At 67.3% G+C, this 17,419-nt stretch carries 16 protein-coding genes and 1 pseudogene; 5 read left to right on the top strand and 12 right to left on the bottom strand.

All coding sequences use genetic code 11. From position 1 onward, the window contains the following. Positions 1–38: 38 nt before the first annotated feature. Positions 39–1,436 (bottom strand): magnesium transporter, encoded by a 1,398-nt coding sequence (gene mgtE / locus V6B97_RS06365; RefSeq protein WP_333505658.1) that lies wholly within the window; start codon positions 1,434–1,436, stop codon positions 39–41. A 202-nt stretch (positions 1,437–1,638) separates the two neighbouring features. On the opposite strand from mgtE, the gene nadC reads away from it, so the two are divergent. From nadC to nadB, 3 genes are all read left to right on the top strand, one after another. Then, entirely contained in the window at positions 1,639–2,547 is a 909-nt protein-coding gene (nadC, locus tag V6B97_RS06360) for a carboxylating nicotinate-nucleotide diphosphorylase (RefSeq protein ID WP_333505657.1), read from the top strand. Position 2,548: 1 nt separating this feature from the next. Continuing rightward, a complete protein-coding gene (gene nadA / locus V6B97_RS06355) occupies positions 2,549–3,598 on the top strand; it encodes a quinolinate synthase NadA (RefSeq protein WP_333505656.1) in 1,050 nt (349 codons plus the stop codon). Between the two features lie 170 nt (positions 3,599–3,768). Further along, positions 3,769–5,361, top strand: coding sequence for an L-aspartate oxidase (nadB, locus tag V6B97_RS06350; protein WP_333505655.1), 1,593 nt, complete (start codon positions 3,769–3,771; stop codon positions 5,359–5,361). Positions 5,362–5,591: 230 nt separating this feature from the next. Here the strand turns inward: nadB and larB are convergent, their stop codons facing one another. The 3 genes from larB to V6B97_RS06335 form a co-directional block, all read right to left on the bottom strand. Continuing rightward, on the bottom strand, positions 5,592–6,356 hold the full coding sequence (gene larB / locus V6B97_RS06345; protein WP_333505654.1) for a nickel pincer cofactor biosynthesis protein LarB: 765 nt from the start codon (positions 6,354–6,356) through the stop codon (positions 5,592–5,594). A gap of 68 nt (positions 6,357–6,424) precedes the next feature. After that, positions 6,425–7,831, bottom strand: coding sequence for a nickel pincer cofactor biosynthesis protein LarC (gene larC / locus V6B97_RS06340; RefSeq protein ID WP_333505653.1), 1,407 nt, complete (start codon positions 7,829–7,831; stop codon positions 6,425–6,427). 98 nt (positions 7,832–7,929) lie between these two features. Then, positions 7,930–9,132, bottom strand: a complete 1,203-nt coding sequence (locus V6B97_RS06335; protein WP_333505652.1) for an aldo/keto reductase — start codon at positions 9,130–9,132, stop codon at positions 7,930–7,932. Between the two features lie 300 nt (positions 9,133–9,432). On the opposite strand from V6B97_RS06335, the gene V6B97_RS06330 reads away from it, so the two are divergent. Then, complete coding sequence (locus V6B97_RS06330; protein WP_333505651.1) at positions 9,433–10,311, top strand: AraC family transcriptional regulator; 879 nt, start codon at positions 9,433–9,435, stop codon at positions 10,309–10,311. Between the two features lie 106 nt (positions 10,312–10,417). On the opposite strand, the gene V6B97_RS06325 is transcribed toward V6B97_RS06330, so the two are convergent. The 8 genes from V6B97_RS06325 to V6B97_RS06290 form a co-directional block, all read right to left on the bottom strand. After that, the gene (locus V6B97_RS06325) at positions 10,418–10,840 is read right to left on the bottom strand and encodes a DUF4079 family protein (RefSeq protein ID WP_333505650.1); all 423 of its coding nucleotides are present in this window, start codon (positions 10,838–10,840) and stop codon (positions 10,418–10,420) included. Between the two features lie 47 nt (positions 10,841–10,887). Continuing rightward, positions 10,888–11,808: a protoheme IX farnesyltransferase gene (locus V6B97_RS06320; RefSeq protein WP_333505649.1), complete on the bottom strand. Its 921-nt coding sequence runs from the start codon at positions 11,806–11,808 to the stop codon at positions 10,888–10,890. Between the two features lie 14 nt (positions 11,809–11,822). After that, positions 11,823–13,040 (bottom strand): cytochrome c oxidase subunit II, encoded by a 1,218-nt coding sequence (coxB, locus tag V6B97_RS06315; protein ID WP_333505648.1) that lies wholly within the window; start codon positions 13,038–13,040, stop codon positions 11,823–11,825. 6 nt (positions 13,041–13,046) lie between these two features. After that, entirely contained in the window at positions 13,047–13,337 is a 291-nt protein-coding gene (locus V6B97_RS06310) for a cytochrome C oxidase subunit IV family protein (RefSeq protein WP_333505647.1), read from the bottom strand. A gap of 10 nt (positions 13,338–13,347) precedes the next feature. Continuing rightward, positions 13,348–13,944, bottom strand: coding sequence for a cytochrome c oxidase subunit 3 family protein (locus tag V6B97_RS06305; RefSeq protein ID WP_333505645.1), 597 nt, complete (start codon positions 13,942–13,944; stop codon positions 13,348–13,350). Continuing rightward, a complete protein-coding gene (gene ctaD, locus V6B97_RS06300; RefSeq protein ID WP_333505644.1) occupies positions 13,937–15,562 on the bottom strand; it encodes a cytochrome c oxidase subunit I in 1,626 nt (541 codons plus the stop codon). The genes V6B97_RS06305 and ctaD overlap by 8 nt, the downstream gene beginning before the upstream one ends. Before the next feature lie 99 nt (positions 15,563–15,661). Continuing rightward, positions 15,662–16,846 (bottom strand): SCO family protein, encoded by a 1,185-nt coding sequence (locus V6B97_RS06295; protein WP_333505643.1) that lies wholly within the window; start codon positions 16,844–16,846, stop codon positions 15,662–15,664. Between the two features lie 46 nt (positions 16,847–16,892). Continuing rightward, positions 16,893–17,201, bottom strand: a complete 309-nt coding sequence (locus tag V6B97_RS06290) for a c-type cytochrome (RefSeq protein ID WP_333505642.1) — start codon at positions 17,199–17,201, stop codon at positions 16,893–16,895. Positions 17,202–17,332: 131 nt separating this feature from the next. Here V6B97_RS06290 and V6B97_RS06285 point away from each other — a divergent pair. Further along, positions 17,333–17,419, top strand: a pseudogene (locus tag V6B97_RS06285) (IS1595 family transposase); the annotation flags it as partial.

The following is a 17,419-nucleotide window of genomic DNA, read 5'->3' as shown; positions in this document are numbered from 1 at the left end:
TGGACGAGGAGAAAGCCAACATCGAGCCACCGTGCCCCTCAGAACAGCACGAGAGTGGCCAGCCCCAGGAAGATGAAGAACCCCGCGCCATCCGTCAGCGCGGTGAGGAAAATGCTCGACGCCTGCGCCGGGTCGCGTCCCACGGCCCGCAGGATGAGCGGAATGGACGCCCCCGCCAGCGCGCCCAGCAGCATGTCCAGCAGCAGCGCCAGCGACATCACCGAGGCCAGCTTCCACGACCCGGTGAACGCCCACACCGCGCCCAGCACCAGCAAGGCCACGATGGCCCCGCTGGACAGGCCGATCTTGGCCTCGCGCAGCACCGCCCACCACGCCTTGCGCCGATCGAACCGCTCCACCGCCAGTTGCCGGATCATCACCGCCAGCGCCTGCTGCCCGGTGTTCCCGGCCTGGTTGGCCACCATGGGCATGAGCACGGCCAGCACCGCCATCTGGGCGATGGACCCTTCGAACATGTACACCACCGACGCCGACACCGCCGAGTTCAGCATGTTGATGACCAGCCACGGCAGCCGCTTCAGCACCGATTCGTGCCACGGCGTGTCCACGCTTTCGTCCGTGCCCGCGCCCACCATGCCCAGCATGTCCTCGGACGCCTCGTCGTGGATGATGTCGATGATGTCGTCGTGGGTGACCACGCCCAGCAGGCGGCCCTCGTAGTCCACCACGGGCATGGCCATGAAGTTGTAGTGGCCCAGCAGGTGCGCCACCTCTTCCTTGTCCTGGTCGAACAGCACCGAGATCAGGCCCTGGTTGCGCACCTCGTCCTTCAGCCTGTTGCCGGGCTTGCAGAGCATGATGTCGCGCAGCGAAAGCACGCCCACCAGCCGGTCCTGCTCGTCAACGACGTACGCGTAGTAGGGGATTTCCTTGTCCTCGATCTCGGCGCGGATCTGCGAGATGGCCTGGTCGGCGGTCAGGCCCTGGTCGAGGATGATGATCTCGGTGTTCATGACCCCGCCCGCGGTATCCGGGTCGAAGGCCATGAGATGGCGGATTTCCTCGGCGTCCTCGGTTTCGAGGCTGCTCAGCAGGACGTCGCGGTGGTCCTCGTCCAGTTCGTCCAGCACGTCGGCCGCGTCGTCGGGCGACATCTCGGACAGGATCTGGGCGGCCACGTCGGCGTCGAGGTTTTCCAGCAGGTCGACGCGCACGTGCTCGTCAAGCTCGGCCAGGGCGTCGGCGGCGTCCTCGGCGGGCAGGTGGCGCAGCACGCACACCTGGCGTTCCAGCGAAAGATTTTCCAGGTGGTCGGCGACGTCGGCGGGGTGGGCGAATTCGGCGTCCTCGCCCGGCGTGGCGGGGTCGCGGCATTCCTCGGGCAGCACGATGGTCCGGCAGGCGTCCCCGTCGTCGCGGGGGGCGCCGTCCACGCATTCGCGGTCGTGCTCGTGCCCGTGTTCCTGCCCGGTCATGGAATTCCCTCGCTGCATGGCGCGCCCTGTCCCCCCCTCACATGCCCGGCCCGCGTGGCGGGTTCGCGACATCGGCTTGACGAAACCGGGGTGGGCTCCTACTACACGGCAAGCGCCATTTCCGCCGTTTTTCGCGCCCCCGCCGCACAGGCGCGGCGCGGGGCACCCTGCGTGTACCATCTAGCCAGTGGCGGCACAATCCATGTCATCGCATACCGTACCGGATTTCGACACCTTCTTCGCGGGGCAGCCCCGCGAACACCTGCTGGCCGCCATCGACCTGGCCCTGCTGGAAGACGGCCCGGACCTGACCAGCGACGCCGTGTTCGGCCCCGTGGACCGGCTGGCGGCGGAAATCGTGGCCAAGCAGCAGACCCTGGTGGCCGGGCTGCCCGTTGCCCCGCTGGTGATGGAGCGCTGCGCCGCCCTGCTGGAAAGCCCGGTGGTGGGCGGCTGGACCTGGAACCCGCACACCGCCGACGGCGACGAACTGCCCCCCGGGGCCATCGCCGCCGACATCGAAGGCCCGGCGCGGCTGGTGCTGAAGGCGGAACGGGTCATCCTGAACTTCATCTGCCACATGTCCGGCATCGCCAACCTGACGCACCGCTACGCGCGTGAACTGGAAGGCACGGCCACCCGCCTGCTGGACACCCGCAAAACCCTGCCGGGGCTGCGCTTTCCCGAAAAATACGCCGTGCTGGTGGGCGGCGGGCTGAACCACCGCCGCACCCTGGCCGAAATGCTGATGCTGAAGGACAACCACATCGACGCGGCCGGGTTCATCACCGCCGCCGTGGCCGCCCTGCGCGTGGCCTACGCGCCCTGCCCGCCCATCGAGGTGGAATGCCGCACCGTTGACGAGGTGCGCGAGGCCGTGGCCTGCAAGGTGGACCGCATCATGCTGGACAACATGGACCTTGCGCTCCTGCGCGAGTCGCTTACACTGGTGCCCCCCGGCATCGAAACCGAGGCCAGCGGCGGCGTCACCTTGGAAACGCTGCGTTCACTGGCCGAGGCATCCCCCCACGGGCCCGACTTCGTCTCCGTGGGCAGGCTTACCCACTCCGCCCCGGTGGCGGACTTCAGCATGCGCATACGCAAGGCATGACATGACCGCACAGCAGTCCCAGAAGGAGCGCATCGCCGCGCTGCGCGCCGCGCTCGGCCCCAACCTGACCATCATGGGCCACCACTACCAGCACGAATCGGTCATCCGGCACACCGACCTGCGGGGCGACTCGCTGGAACTGGCCCGCCGCGTGGCCACCATAGACGCCGCCAGCATCGTGTTCTGCGGGGTGTACTTCATGGCCGAATCGGCCGCCCTGCTGGCGCGCCCCGGCCAGAAGGTGTACCTGCCGGAGCATTCCGCCAACTGCGTCATGGCCCAGATGGCCCCGGCCGAACGGGTGGACGCGGTGCTGCGCGCCCTGTCGGCCGACGGCCGCAAGGTGGTGCCGCTGGCCTACGTGAACACCTCGCTGGCGGTGAAGGCCGTGGTGGGGCGGCACGGCGGCGCGGTGTGCACCTCTGCCAACGCGCGCACCATGCTGGAATGGACCCGCAGGCAGGGCGACGCCGTGCTGTTCCTGCCGGACAAGAACCTGGCCCGCAACACCGCCAACCTGCTGGGCATTCCCGAAGACAAGCGCCACATGCTGGACGTGCGCGCGGCCAGCTTCGCCGCCGACGCGCTGTCCGGCGAGGCCCGCCGGGCGGAACTGCTGATCTGGCCCGGCTGCTGCGCCATCCACGCCCGGTTCAACCTGCGCCAGATGGAAACGGCCCGCGCCGCCCACCCCGGCTGCCGCATCGTGGTGCATCCGGAATGTTCGCCAGAGGTGGTCAACGCCGCCGACGCCGCCGGGTCCACCACCGCCATCATCCGCTTTGCCGACAAGGCCCCGGACGGCTCCACCGTTATCGTGGGCACGGAAATCAACCTCGTGCGGCGGCTGGCCCGCCAGCATGCCGGGCGGCTGACCGTGCTGCCCCTGCTGGAAAGCGCCTGTTCGCACATGGCCCGCGTGACCGAGCCCAAGCTGCTGCGCACCCTGGAAGGGGTGGCGGCGGGCACGGAAACCCCGGTCACGGTGCCCATGGACCTGCACGAACCCGCCAGGGCCGCCCTGCAACGCATGCTGGACGCCTGTGCCTGAGCGGGCGTAGAGAGTACGGACGGCCCGCGCGACGCCCGCCGACAACGAGGCGTCGCGCGGGCCGACCAGCATCCTGCGCCCGGCAGGGGCCGGGGCCCGGAATCCGGAAGGCCCGGCGCCCGAACGCCGCACCGCATCCCCCACTCCCTCCTCTTCGCAAGGGACGCGCCATGAACAATTCCACCTACCGCCTGCACACCCCGGTCCTGGTCATCGGCTCGGGCATCGCCGGGTGCACCGCCGCGCTCACCCTGGCCGACCGGGGCATGGAAGTCACGCTCATCAACAGCGGCCAGCACCTGGACAGCGGCAACTCGGCCCTGGCCCAGGGCGGCATCGTGTTCCGCGCGGGCGACGACGACCCCCGCCTGCTGGAAACCGACATCCTCATCGCCGGGCACCGCCACAACCACCTGCGCGCGGTGCGCCACATCGCCCGCAACGGCCCCAAGGCCGTGCAGGACATTCTGGTGGACCGGCTGCACATTCCCTTCGCCAAGGGACGCACCCCCGAATGCGAATGGGACCTGACCATGGAGGGCGGCCACGGCGCGCACCGCATCCTGCACTGCGCCGACTACACCGGCCGGGCCATCATGGACGGGCTGATGGCGGCGGTGAACGACGCCCCCAACATCCGCGTGCTGTCGGAACGCACCGCCGTGGACCTGCTGACCAGCCACCACCACGCCCGCAACAACGAATTCCGCTACCAGCTCAACAACCAGTGCGTGGGGGCCTACGTCTTCAACGAGCAGTTGCGCCGGGTGGAGACCATCCTCGCCGACATCACCGTGCTGGCCACCGGCGGCATCGGGCAGGTGTACCTGCACACCACCAACAGCCCGGCCTGCATCGGATCGGGCGTCGCCATGGCCAGCCGCGCCTTCGTGCGCACCGAAAACCTGGAGTACGTGCAGTTCCACCCCACCGCCCTGCTGCACCGCAGTTCGCGCCGGTTCCTGGTCAGCGAGGCCATGCGCGGCGAGGGCGGGCGGCTGGTCAACGGCAGCGGCGAGCACTTCATGGAACGCTACGACCCCCGCGCCGACCTTGCCCCCCGCGACATCGTGGCCCGGTCCATCGTGGAGGAAATGCTGCGCAACGGCGAGGAATGCGTGTATCTGGACGCCCGCCACATGGAGCAGGATCCGGCGGAGCGCTTCCCCACCATCTTCGCGCGGTGTCTGGAACTGGGCATCGACATCCGGCGCGACCTGATCCCCGTGGTGCCCGCCGCGCACTACTTCTGCGGCGGCATCCTCACCGACCTCACGGGCCGCACCACCCTGGAACGGCTGTACAGCGTGGGCGAATGCAGTTGCACCGGCGTGCACGGGGCCAACCGCCTGGCCTCCACCTCGCTGCTGGAAGCGCTGCTGTGGGGCCGCACCGCGGCAGAGGACATCGCCAAGCGCTCCGGCGGGCAGCGCGGCCTGGGCAAGCGCCTGCGCGACTCCATCCCCGACTGGCAGTCCTCCGGCGACGAACGCAACGACGACCCCGCCCTCATCGCGCAGGACTGGGCCACCATCCGCCACACCATGTGGAACTACGTGGGCATCACCCGCACCCGCAGCCGCCTGCAACGCGCCTTCGAAGACCTGCGCGACCTGTCGCGCCACCTGCACGACTTCTACAAGCGCACCCCGCTCTCCAAACCCCTCGTGGACCTGTTCCACGGCTGCCAGACCGCGTACATGGTGACCATGGCGGCCCTGAGGAACAAGCAGAGCCTGGGGTGTCACTACAGGGTGGATTAGGGAGAGCACGTTCAGAGGTGGGAAAGTTTTTTTACGCCTCCGGCGGGCAGGGGGATTCTCCCCCTGCACCTCTTTTCAACGCGAAGAACCGCCCATCGGGCGGTTCTTCGCGTTTTGCTACAAGTAAAACCAGGCAGAATAACTTCGCGAATTCCGTATAAATTCCCATTTCAGGGGGTGCAGGGGGCGGTAGCCCCTTGCCCGCCGGAGGCATACAAAAAACCTCCCCCTCACCTCCCCTGCTCCGCAAACAAGTTATTGATGCGGCACGCCGCGCAGGCCGCGCCGAACCCGTTGTCGATGTTGACCACGGTGACGCCGCTGGCGCACGAGGTGAGCATGCCGAGCAGCGCGGAGAGCCCGGCGAAGTTCGCGCCATAGCCCACCGAGGTGGGCACGGCGATGAGCGGTTGCGAAACGAGGCCGCCCACCACGCTGGTCAGCGCGCCTTCCATGCCCGCCACCACGATGAGGACGCGGGCCTTGCGCAGTTCGTCCAGCCGGTCGAACAGCCGGTGCACGCCCGCCACGCCCACGTCGGAGATGATCCACGCCTTGCTGCCCAGCATTTCGCAGGTCACGCGGGCCTCTTCGGCCACGGGCAGGTCCGAGGTCCCGGCGGTGATGATGCCGATCTCGCCCGGCTTGAAGGCCAGTTCGCCGTGCAGCATGGTCAGGGTACGGCCAAGGGCGTTGTAGCTGGCCTCGGGACAGGCGTCCAGCACGTGCTCCGCCATTTCCGGCGAGACGCGGGTGGCCAGCACGTGGCTGAGGCCGCGCAGCCGGGTGAATATCTCCGTCACCTGCTGCGGGGTCTTGCCCGCGCCGTAGACCACCTCCGGAAAGCCGTTGCGCAGCTTGCGGTGCAGGTCGAAGCGGGTGTGACCCATTTCAAGGTACGGCAGGTCGCGCAGTTGCGACATGCCCTTGTCCACGTCGATGGTGCCCGCGCGGATGCCTTCCAGCAGGTCGCGCAATGCGTCGGTCCTGTCCATGTCGTCTGTCCGTCGTTGCGGCGCGCCGCATGGGCGCTGCCGGTATCGTTGTCAAAAACCATGCTGGGCTATTTGCGAGACTTGCCGATGGCAAGATACACGTCGGCAAGGGGGATGGAGTGCTTGCGCGCCAGCGCCTTGCAGTCTTCCAGTTCCGGCTTGGCGCGCAGCACCTCGCCGTCCAGCAGGGCCTGCTTCATGGTCACCGGCCCCAGCGGGGTTTCCAGCCGTTCGAAGCGCGTTTCCAGCACGATCTTGTCGATGGGCACGCTCTTGATGCCCAGCGTGGTGGTGTGCCGGAACAGCAGCCGCGCGAAGCGCTCCTGCTCGTGCCGGGCGCAGAGCAGCGAAACGCAGGTGGCGGGCCGCCCCTTCTTCATCATGATGGGGGTGAAGTGCACGTCCATGGCGCCTTCTTCCATCAACAGCTCCATGGCCACGGCCAGCTGCTCGGCGGTCATGTCGTCGATGTTGCATTGCAGCAGGCGCGCGGGCTCGGAGGGCAATTCTCCGGCTGCCGGAAGCGCGGTGGAAGACGCGGCGTCGGCCGCGTGCCCCGCGTGTATCTCGTCCACCTCGGCCAGGTGCACCCGCAGCAGGTTGGGCAGTTCGGTGTCGCGGTGGCCGATGCCGTAGCCGGTGCGCTGCACGGCCATGCGCGGCGCGGCGGTGAACCGGCGCACCAGCGTGGCCAGAATGGCCGCGCCCGTGGGCGTGGTGGTCTCGTGCGGGCTGGCCCCGCGCGTGGTGGGAATGCCCGACAGCAGTTCCGCCGTGGCCGGGGCGGGCACGGGCATCAGCCCATGGGCGCAGCGCACGAAGCCGCCGCCAAGCTCCACGGGCGAGGCCCAGGCCGCGTCCACGCCCAGGCGGTGGTAGCAGATGGCCGCGCCCACGATGTCCACGATGGAATCGGTGGCCCCCACCTCGTGAAAATGCACCTCGTCCACCGGCTTGCCGTGCACTTTGGCCTCGGCCTCGGCCAGCTTGCGGAAGATGTCCAGGCTGGTGCGCCGCACTGGCTCGGGCAACGCGCTGGCGGTGATGATGGCCTCTATGTCCGGCAGGTTGCGCTGCGGCGGGTGGCGGTGGTCATGGGAATGGTGGTGGCCGTGCGCATGCCCCTGGTGGTCGTGACGGTCGCCATGGTCATGATGATCATGATGATGGTCGTGCCCATGGTCATGGTGTCCGTGATGGTGGTGCGCATGATCATGATGTTCATGGCCGTGCCCCCCATCCTGACCATGTTCCTGGCCGCAGTCCTGGCCCTCATGCGCCAGCACCACGTCCACCCGCAGGCCGGCAATGCCCTTGCGCATGTCCGGGGTCACCCGCAGTTCGAACTCGTGGTCCAGCCCCAGCTTCGAAAGCTCGGCCCGCAGATATTCGGGTTCCACGCCAAGGGACAGCAGCGCGGCAAGGTGCATGTCGCCGCTGATGCCCGCGAAGCAGTCGTAAAACAGTATCTTCACGCCAACAATCCTCCGGCCGGGGAGATATCCCGCAGCCCGGCCGGGTCGTACTCTGGCCGGGCTACGGGGCATTCTTTCGTGTATCGCGCGGGTAGCCCCTACAGGGTGCGGCGTATCATCTGCCGCCCCGCCTCCTGCAACTGGGCGAAGTCCGGCCCTTCCAGTTCGGCGGCCAGTTCGGCCAGCACGTCCGGAATGGCGATGTGCTGCGGACAGTTTTCCACGCACTGCCCGCAGGCCACGCACTGCGAGGCGTAGCCGGGGCCCTCGCCGCCGATCTCGCCGCTCATGCGCATGGCGTACAGGAACTTGCCTTCCTCGATGTTACCGAACATGTGCATCTTGTTGTAGGTCTCGAAGCACATGGGAATGGCGACGCCCATGGGGCACGGCATGCAGTAGCCGCAGCCGGTGCAGCGCACCTTCATCAGTTCGCGGTACCTGGCGCTGGCGCGGGCCACCAGTTCGAGGTCGCGCGGGCCCATCGACCCGGCCTCGGCGGAACCGGCAATGGCAAGGTTCTCCGCGATGTGCGCTTCCTCGTTCATGCCGGACAGCACCACCGTCACCTCCGGGTGGTTCCATATCCAGCGCAACGCCCATTCCACCGGGGTGCGCCGCACGGGCGACTCGTCCCAGATGGCCTGCACGGCGGGCGGCGCGGTGATCAGGCCCAGGTTGCCGCCGCGCAACGGCTCCATGATGATCACCCCGATGCCCTTGCCCGCCGCGTAGCGCAGCCCTTCGGTGCCCGCCTGATAGGTCTCGTCCAGGTAGTTGTACTGGATCTGGCAGAACACCCAGGGGTAGGCGTCGATGATGCGCTTGAAGTCTTCCGCCAGACCGTGGAAGGAGAACCCGGCGTTGGCGATGCGCCCGTCGGTCTTGGCCGCTTCCAGAAATTCCAGCACGCCCAGACCGTGCACGGTGTCCCACAGGGGGCCGTCCAGGGCGTGCACCAGATAGTAGTCGATGCACGAAACGCCAAGGCGCTCCAGTTGCGCGTCGAGGTAGCGGTCCATGTCGGCGCGGTCCTTGACCAGCCACGAGGGCAGCTTGGTGGCCACCCTGACCTTCTCGCGGTAGCCGTCGCGCAGGGCCTTGCCGAGCACGATCTCGCTCTCGCCGTTGTGGTACGGCCACGCCGTGTCCACGTAGTTGACCCCGCCGTCGATGGCGCTGCGGATCTGCGCGATGGCGCGGGTCTCGTCCACCTTGCCGTCCCGCATGGGCAGGCGCATGCAGCCGAAGCCCAGCGCGGACAGCGTGTCACCGTTTTTGGGCATGGTTCTGTACAGCACGTCTCGCTCCTTCGGCGCCGGGCGCGGTGCGCCCGTTCACGGTTACGCGGCTCCCTGCGGCCCCTTGCAATCAGGACCGCCGGGGCCGCCATCCCCGCCGCGCGTCATTCCGGCGAATGCAGCCGAAACGTCGCGGGGGATGTTCGATGCTCCGTGAAATAAACGGACCGTGCCCGGAAGAGAAGACACATTCCTGCCAAACTCTTGCCTGATCCTGCAACGGGTGGCAGAAACGCGTCAAATCGGTTACCGTCCGGAGCATGGTCAACGGCACCCACCGTTTTCCGCCATGGAGGCTACATGCATGAAATAGCTGAACTGATGGGCAGACTTGCCGTCAGCGAGGGCAAGACGGAAACAGGCCTGCCCGGCGTGGGGCTGTACAGAACATCCGGCTCCATCCACCGGGCGCCGCTGCTGTACCGGCAGGGGCTGGTCATCCTGGGCCAGGGGGCCAAGCTGGTGCACTTCGGCGGGCGGGTCTACCAGTACGACCAGGACCACTACCTGGCCCTCAGCGTGCCCATCGCCGCCGAATGCGAGGCCGTGGCCACGCCGGAAAAGCCCCTGCTCTCCCTGACCGTGGACATCGACCTGGGCGTGCTCAATGAACTCATAGGTCAGATAGAAGACCGTATCGACTACCGGTCGCTGACGCAAGGCTGCACCCATCAGGGGCTGTTCCTGGCCAGGGCCGACGCCGCGTTCAAGAACACGGTGCTGCGCTTGTTGTGGGCCCTTTCCAGCCCGCTGGAAAGCCAGGTGCTGGGGCCGGGGCTGGTGCGCGAACTGCTGTTCCGGGTGCTGTGCGGCGAGAACGCGGCGGCCCTGCACGCGCTGGTCACCAGAAACACCAACATGTCGCGCATCGAAAAGGCCCTGAAGCAGATCCACGGCAACTTCGCCGAGCCGTTCAACGTGGACCAGTTGGCCGGGTTCGTGAACATGAGCCCATCCACCTTCCACCGGGCGTTCAAGGACGTGACCTCGTTCTCGCCCATCCAGTACCTGAAGCGGGTGCGCCTGAACAAGGCGCACAGCCTGCTGCGCGAGGACGGCGTACGCGCCAGCGAGGCGGCGCGCATGGTGGGTTACGAAAGCGTTTCGCAGTTCAGCCGGGAATTCCGCCGCTACTTCGGCATCAGCCCCAGCCACGCGGGCGGATTGGCGGGGGAATGATCCGTGTGAACGTGGATGCGCCGCATGACGGATGAAAAACGCCCGACGGGGGCGGTGTCTGGCACTGCCACGGGCCGGGCGCAAGGAGCATGCGAGCGGTCCGGGGCTACAGGAGATAATCGCGCACCACGATGATCCCCGTCCACAACTGCCACAGGGCCAGCACCACCAGCAGCAGGTTGTTGACGCCGTGCACCAGCGGCAGCAGCTTGCGGCGCTTCTTCACCACGTCCATGCGCTGCCCGGTGAAGTAGCCCACCGCGCACAGCGGCACCATCAGCAGGCCCACCCAGGCGTGCGCGCCGGTCAGGAACATGTTGGACCACGCCAGCCTGGCCACGGCCAGCCCCAGCAGCGAACCGGCCGCCCAGACGGCCAGGGCCACGGTGCCCCATTTGACGTGGGCCTTCCACGGAAAGACCAGCTTGCGGCCCATGTGCGAGGACTGAAAGCGTATCCAGCCGAAATACGTGGCGTACAGGCCGATGAGCGTGGCGACGAACTGCAGGACGGGGTGAATCCAGACCATGGGGGCTCCCGGTGCGGATGTGGAGGGAAGGGGGATGATTCCTCTGCTTAGAATAAAGGCAGCATCCGGTCCAGCAGCAACAGCAGCATGAGCGCGGGCATGGCAGCATCGGCGGCGCGCAGGGCCAGCCCCCCGCCGCCGCAAGCCGGGGGGGTCGATGTGCGGCGCATCCGGGCCGACACCGCCAGCAGGGCCACGCCCAGCAGCACCACCCCGGCGCGGAGCAGCGGGGCATGCAGCAGGGGAAACACCGGCAGCATCAGCACGGCCACGGCGTAGGCATGATACCATACCCGCAGCAGCCTGCCGTAGCGCGCGGCGGCGAACTGGGCGGGCGGCACGGGCAGCCCGGCCCGCGCGTAGTGGATGCGCTCGCGCTGGGCGCGCAGCCAGAAATGGGGCACCTGCCACAGCACGTACACGCCGTACAGCAGAATGGCCACGGGGTCGCGCGGGTCGCCCCCGGCCGCCATCCAGCCCAGCAGGGGCGGCATGGCCCCCACCAGCGCGCCCGGCAGCAGGGCGAAGGATGTCACCCGCTTGAGCGGCGTGTACACCCCGTTGTAGGCCACGGCGATGCCCGCCCCCACCAGGGCCAGTTGCAGGCCGGACACCGGGGAAGCCGCATGCAGGCACCCCAGCGCCGCCGCGAACAGCGCCATGCCGACACCCACGGCCGCCCCCGGCGTCATGCGCCCGGCGGGCAGCGGCCGCCCCGCCGTGCGGGGCAGCAGCGCGTCGATGTCGCGTTCCTGGACCTGATTCCACGCCGAGCAGGCCGCGGCCAGCAGCATGGCCCCAGCCACCACCCACGCCAGCGCGCCCGCCTGCCCGATCTGTCCGACCTGCTCGACTTGCGCCACAAGGGGCAGCGGCACGGCCAACAGGAAGCCGAAGGCCGTGGCCGCACCCACCATCAGGGTCACGTTCAGGCGCAGCAGCAGGCGCAGGTCGTTCAGGCGGGGCATACGGGCCTTGTGCATTAATGTGAATGTTCACCCAAGGATTTGATGTATTCCACCATGGCCCCCAGCTGTTCCGGCGTCAGGTGTTCGTAGGGCGGCATCATGGGGTCGAAGCCCTTCACCGTGCCCAGCGCCGGGGCGTTGGCGATCTTGGCGCACAGGTAGGCTTCGTCGGCGGTGACCTGCTGTTCCCTGCCGTCGCGCAGCACGGTGGTCGGCGCGTTCCACAGCCCCTTCAGGCTGGGGCCGGCGATGATCGAGCCATCGGTTGAATGGCACGAGATGCAGCCCTCGGCCTCCATCAGCCGCCTGCCTTCCTCGCGCCCCACCTCGTTGCCGTGCATCAGCCAGCCCAGCATTTCCTCCATCTCCTCGGGCGGCACCATGCCTTCCGTGGACGGCATAATGGGGTCGTAGCCCACCACCACCTCGGCGTTGGGGTCCACGAAGGCGCGGCGCAGGTACCCTTCGTCGGCCACGACCTTGCGCTTCGTGCCGTCGGGCAGCGCCACCTCGCGCTCGGCCCCGTACAGGTCCTTGAAGGTGGGACCGACACCGGGCGAGCCGTCCAGCGAATGGCACGAGATGCAGCCGTGGGTTTCCATCAGCGCCCTGCCCCTGCCGCCGGGCGCGTCGGTGCTGGCCAGCCAGGCATCGAAGGCGGCCCGGTCCACCACCTTCACCGTGGTGATCATGTTGGCGTGCTTCAGGCCGCAGTATTCGGCGCACAGCAGGTCGTACTCGCCGGGCCGGTCGGCCTTGAACCAGGCGTAGGTCTCCAGGCCGGGCACGGTGTCCATCTTGATGCGGAAGGCGGGCACGTACAGGCTGTGCAGCACGTCCACGCTGGTCATGCGCAGCTTCACCGGGGTGTCCACGGGCACCACCAGCACGCTGCCGCGCTTGCCGCCGGGGTATTCGAACACCCACGACCACATGCGGGCCGTCACCTTCACCTCCATGGCGCCTTCCGGCACGGTGCGCAGGGCCTTGTAGCCCTCCCACCCGTAGTAGAACAGGCCCATGACGATGATGGAGGGAATCAGCGTCCACGCGATCTCGGCGGGCACGTTGCCCGAAATCTGCGCGGGCACGGGATGGCGTGATTCGCGGTAATGCCACACGAACCACAGCATGGTCGCGGTGATGGCCAGCAGCACGAACACCGAGAACCCGAAGATGATGGTGAAGATGAAATCAACCTGCTGCACCGGCGACAACGATTGCGGATACATGGTCACCTACCTGTAGGCCACGTCGAAGAAGGTGAACCCGATGGCGATGGCAAGGATGACGAAGGCCGTGAACACCATCAGCCGGATGACCCTGCCCTCGTAGCGCAGGTGCATGAACCACAGGATGACCAGCCCCGCCTTGGTGGTGGCCACGGTCAGCGCCACCACCACGTTCAGGAGGCCGAAGTCGAAACTGGTGACGCCCACGGTGATGGCGGTCAGCGCCATCAGCGCCGCCCACACCAGCAGGTTGGTGCGCACGGAGACGGCATGATGTTCGGTGTTGTGTCCGGTCATGCTGGCCCCCTCAGACCACGAGGTAGAAAAGCGGAAAAAGATAGATCCACACCAGGTCCACCAGGTGCCAGTACAGGCCGCCGTTTTCCAGGAACACGAAATGCTCCGGGGTCACCCGGCCCGCGCGCATCAGATGCCAGCCGTACAACAGCACGGCCCCGCCGATGACCACGTGGACGCCGTGCAGCCCGGTCATCAGGTAGTACAGGTTGAAGAACACCATCTCGCCGGGCGGCAGCTTGAGCAGCGCGGGGCTGTCGGGGTAGATGCCGTGGCCGATCTTGGCGCTCCACTCGAAGAACTTGTTCACCAGGAACACCCCGGCCAGGGCCACCGTCAGCAGCACCAGCCGCTGCGACAGCACCGTCCTGCCGCGTTGCAGCGCGCTGATGGCCAAGGCCATGCACAGCGAACTGGTGATGAGTACCACGGTGTTGGCCGTGCCGAAGACGCGGCTCAGTTCCTTGCCCGCAGCATGGAATTCCGCCGGGTAGCGGTGCAGGTACACGGCATAGAGCAGGAACAGCCCGCCGAACAACAGCACTTCCGTGAACAGGAACAGCCACATGCCGATCTTGGCGCCTTCGTAGTCGCGGTGCTCATGCATCGGGCTTCACCCCCGTGAAATCGTAGGGGCCGTGCGTGACCACGGGCTCGGCGTCGAAGTTGTGGTGGTGCGGCGGCGACGGCACCATCCATTCCAGGGTGGCCCCGCCCCACGGGTTGCGGCCCACGGGCTTGCCGTGCCGGATGCCTCGCCACAGGTTCCAGAACATCAGCAGCAGCCCCGTGGCCAGCACCCACGAGCCCATGGTGGAAAAGAAGTGCCCCTCGGCGTACTTGGGCAGGTAGTCGTAGTAGCGGCGCGGCATGCCCTGCAACCCCAGGATGAACATGGGGAAGTACAGCAGATTGAAGCCCACGAAGGCGATGAGGCACGACCAGTTGGCGATGCGCTTGTCGTACATCCGCCCGTAGATCTTGGGGAACCAGTAGTGCATGGCCCCGAACAGCCCGAAGCCCATCCCGCCGAAGATCACGTAGTGGAAGTGCGCCACCACGAAGTAGGTGTCGTGCACGTGCACGTTGGTGCCCGCGGAACCCAGCACAAGGCCGGTGAGCCCGCCGATGGAAAACAGGAAGATGAACGCCAGCGCGTACCACAGCGGCGGCTCCACCCGGATGGAGCCCTTGTACAGCGTGGACACCCAGTTGAAGACCTTGATGGCCGAGGGAATGGCCACCACGAAGGTCAGGAACGAGAAGACCATCACCGCCGTGTCGCTCATGCCGCTGACGAACATGTGGTGCGCCCACACCAGCGACCCGGCGAAGGCGATGGCAAGGCTGGAGAAGGCGATCATCTTGTAGCCGAAGATGGGCTTGCGCGCGAACACCGGAAGAATTTCCGAGATCACCCCCATGGCGGGCAGGATCATGATGTACACCGCCGGGTGCGAGTAGATCCAGAACAGGTGCTGGTACAGGATGGGGTCGCCCCCGCGCGAGGGGTCGAACAGCCCCACGCCAAGCACCCGCTCGGCAAAGATGAGCAGCACGGTGATGCCCAGGATGGGCGTGGCCAGCACCTGTATCCAGCCGGTGGCGTACAGCGACCAGCAGAACAGCGGCAGGCGGGTCCAGGTCATGCCGGGGGCGCGCAGCCGGTGCAGGGTGGCGATGAAGTTGAGCCCGGTGAGGATGGACGAGAAGCCCAGGATGAACACGGCGATGACGGCGACATCGACGTTGGTGGTGGTCACCGCGCTGAACGGCACGTAGAAGGTCCAGCCCGTGTCCGGCGCGCCCTTGCCCGTGACCAGCGAGAGCACGGCCAGCACCGCGCCGATGATGTACAGCCACCACGAGAAGATGTTCAGCCGGGGGAACGAGACGTCTTCCGCCCCGATCTGGATGGGCAGGAAGATGTTGCCGAACGCGGCGGGAATGCTGGGAATGACCACCAGGAAGATCATCACCACGCCGTGCAGGGTGAACAGCGCGTTGTAGGTCTGCGGCCCCATGATGGTGCGGCCCGGCGCGACCAGTTCGAGCCGGATCAGGAAGCCCAGCGCAAGCCCCACCAGGAACATGGTGACGATGCAGTAGAGGTACAGCATGCCGATGCGCTTGTGGTCGGTGCTGAACAGCCACGAGGCGAGCCCCCCTTTCGTGCCGGGCAGCGGCTGGAAGAAGCTCGGGTGGTCGTGCGCGTCTGCGCTCATGCGATGGTCTCCTGTGTCTGGTGCGGGCCGTGCGGACTGCCGGACTCTGCCGGGGCGGTCTTTGTCGATGGACTCGATGCGGTACGGTGCGCGCGCCGCCTAGCCCGGCGGAGGGCCGGACGGAGGAGTGCCGGACGGAGGAGTGCCGGACGGGGGTGTACCGGACGGGGGCGTGTCAGTTGGAGGAGTGCCGGGCGGTCCCTTGCGTTCCTTGCGGCGCGGGCCTCCCCACACCAGCACGAACAGCAGCACCGCCGCGCCGAACAGGATGATGATCCCGGCGATGCGCATGAAATCGAACACGTAGCGCCGCCCTTCCGGGTCGTAGGTGAAGCAGTACGACAGCACGCGCTTCACCGACAGGCCGATGGCGCCGTGCGAGGCCTCGGTGACGGCCATGGTCAGGTCGAAGGGCAGGAAGCTCTGGCCGTACAGGTAGCGCACGATCTTGCCCCCCGGCGCGGTGACGATGAGCGCCACGGGGTGGATGAAGTCGCGCCCCTGCCGGGTGAACCGGAAGCCGATGGCGTCCATGAACCTGTTGATGGAGGCAAGGTCGCCGGACAGGAAGCGCCAGCCGTCCTCCGGATAGGCAAAATTCATGGCCGCGAAATAGTTCTGCTTCTTGCGTGCGGCCAGTTGCGGGGTGTCCGTCTCGTCAAAGCTCACGGACAGCACGCGGTACTCCTTGCCCGGTTGCAGCGAAACCTGCGGCAGCACCCGCGCCAGCGAGCTTTGCAGCATGTTGCACACCGTGGGGCAGGAATAATAGATGGGCGCGATGATCACCGGCACGTCCATCAGGGTGCGCGGGTCGACGGGGTTGCCCGCCTCGTCGCGCAGCAGGATGCCCTCGGGGATGATGTCGCCGAGGTGCTCGTCCACCCCGGCCAGTTGCGCCTGCGAGGCCGGGTCCCCTCCTCCGGGCTGCCCCGCCGGGCCTGGCTGGCCGGACTGGCCGGATTGTTCGGACTGGCCGAATCGGCCCGTGGTGGGCGGGGGCACCGGATGCACGTGTTCCGCCGGCGCCTGCGCGGCATCGGAGGCGGCGCCGTGGCCCTGATGGCCCCCGGTTTCGGCGGCCGAAGCCGCCGCGGGCGTCATGGCGTGCCCGGCATGTCCTGCGGCCCCCGCGTCCTGCGCGTCCCCCATAACCGTGGCCGCCCCCTCGGCGGCGGCCACGGGAACGGGGGCCGGGGCGGCGGAGGGAACCGCCGCCCGGACCCCCGAGGCGGACACTGCAAGCAGGGCGAGCAGCGAGGCCGTGGCGACAAGCGCGCGCACGCGGGCAACCGTCATCCGAATGGGGCGTACGCGCATCGCCATGCACCTACAGCTTGGACATGTAGTCGGCCATGGCCTTCATTTCCTCGTCGGAGTAGCGCTTGACGAGGTTGGTCATGACGGCCTTCTTCTCGCCGCCGTAGCTGCCGTCGGCGTAGCCCTTCAGCTTCTTGAACAGCTCATCGGCCGTCTGGCCCTTCACGGCGTGGCCCACGCCCATGGCCTGCTTGGAACCGTCGGCCCCGTGGCAGCCTATGCACGACTTGTACAGCGCCGCGCCGTCGGCGGCCACGGCGGCGGAAATGCCGAAGGCAAGGGCGGCACAGATGCTCATGACCACAAGAATGCGTTTCATGCGAGTTCTCCTGTTCTGGTGATGTTGGGGTTCACCGGCCCGGCAGCCGCGCTTGCGGGCGGCCCGGCAGGGGCTGTTTCTAAATTAGGATGGCTCTAGACCATCAGGCCAAGCCCTGATAGGCTAGAATCATGTTTAAAAACAGCAAATTAAGCCGCTACAAAATCGGAAAAATTGCTGAATGCTTTTGCATCGATATTGATGCCACCAAAACTGCC

The sequence above is a fragment of the Nitratidesulfovibrio sp. 1201_IL3209 genome, from assembly GCF_036763125.1.
Classification (GTDB): Bacteria; Desulfobacterota; Desulfovibrionia; order Desulfovibrionales; family Desulfovibrionaceae; genus Cupidesulfovibrio.
The sequence above is the reverse complement of the archived record's forward strand: the minus strand, read 5'-3'. Positions and strand labels throughout refer to the sequence as shown.

Coding starts and splice junctions, on each gene's coding strand:
- coxB (WP_333505648.1), bottom strand. CDS start 13,040: ATGTATCCGCAATCGTTGTCGCCGGTGCAGCAGGTTGATTTCATCTTC.
- ctaD (WP_333505644.1), bottom strand. CDS start 15,562: ATGAGCGCAGACGCGCACGACCACCCGAGCTTCTTCCAGCCGCTGCCC.
- V6B97_RS06290 (WP_333505642.1), bottom strand. CDS start 17,201: ATGAAACGCATTCTTGTGGTCATGAGCATCTGTGCCGCCCTTGCCTTC.
- mgtE (WP_333505658.1), bottom strand. CDS start 1,436: ATGACCGGGCAGGAACACGGGCACGAGCACGACCGCGAATGCGTGGAC.
- nadA (WP_333505656.1), top strand. CDS start 2,549: ATGACCGCACAGCAGTCCCAGAAGGAGCGCATCGCCGCGCTGCGCGCC.
- nadB (WP_333505655.1), top strand. CDS start 3,769: ATGAACAATTCCACCTACCGCCTGCACACCCCGGTCCTGGTCATCGGC.
- V6B97_RS06320 (WP_333505649.1), bottom strand. CDS start 11,808: ATGCCCCGCCTGAACGACCTGCGCCTGCTGCTGCGCCTGAACGTGACC.
- nadC (WP_333505657.1), top strand. CDS start 1,639: ATGTCATCGCATACCGTACCGGATTTCGACACCTTCTTCGCGGGGCAG.
- larB (WP_333505654.1), bottom strand. CDS start 6,356: ATGGACAGGACCGACGCATTGCGCGACCTGCTGGAAGGCATCCGCGCG.
- V6B97_RS06325 (WP_333505650.1), bottom strand. CDS start 10,840: ATGGTCTGGATTCACCCCGTCCTGCAGTTCGTCGCCACGCTCATCGGC.
- V6B97_RS06330 (WP_333505651.1), top strand. CDS start 9,433: ATGCATGAAATAGCTGAACTGATGGGCAGACTTGCCGTCAGCGAGGGC.
- V6B97_RS06310 (WP_333505647.1), bottom strand. CDS start 13,337: ATGACCGGACACAACACCGAACATCATGCCGTCTCCGTGCGCACCAAC.
- V6B97_RS06305 (WP_333505645.1), bottom strand. CDS start 13,944: ATGCATGAGCACCGCGACTACGAAGGCGCCAAGATCGGCATGTGGCTG.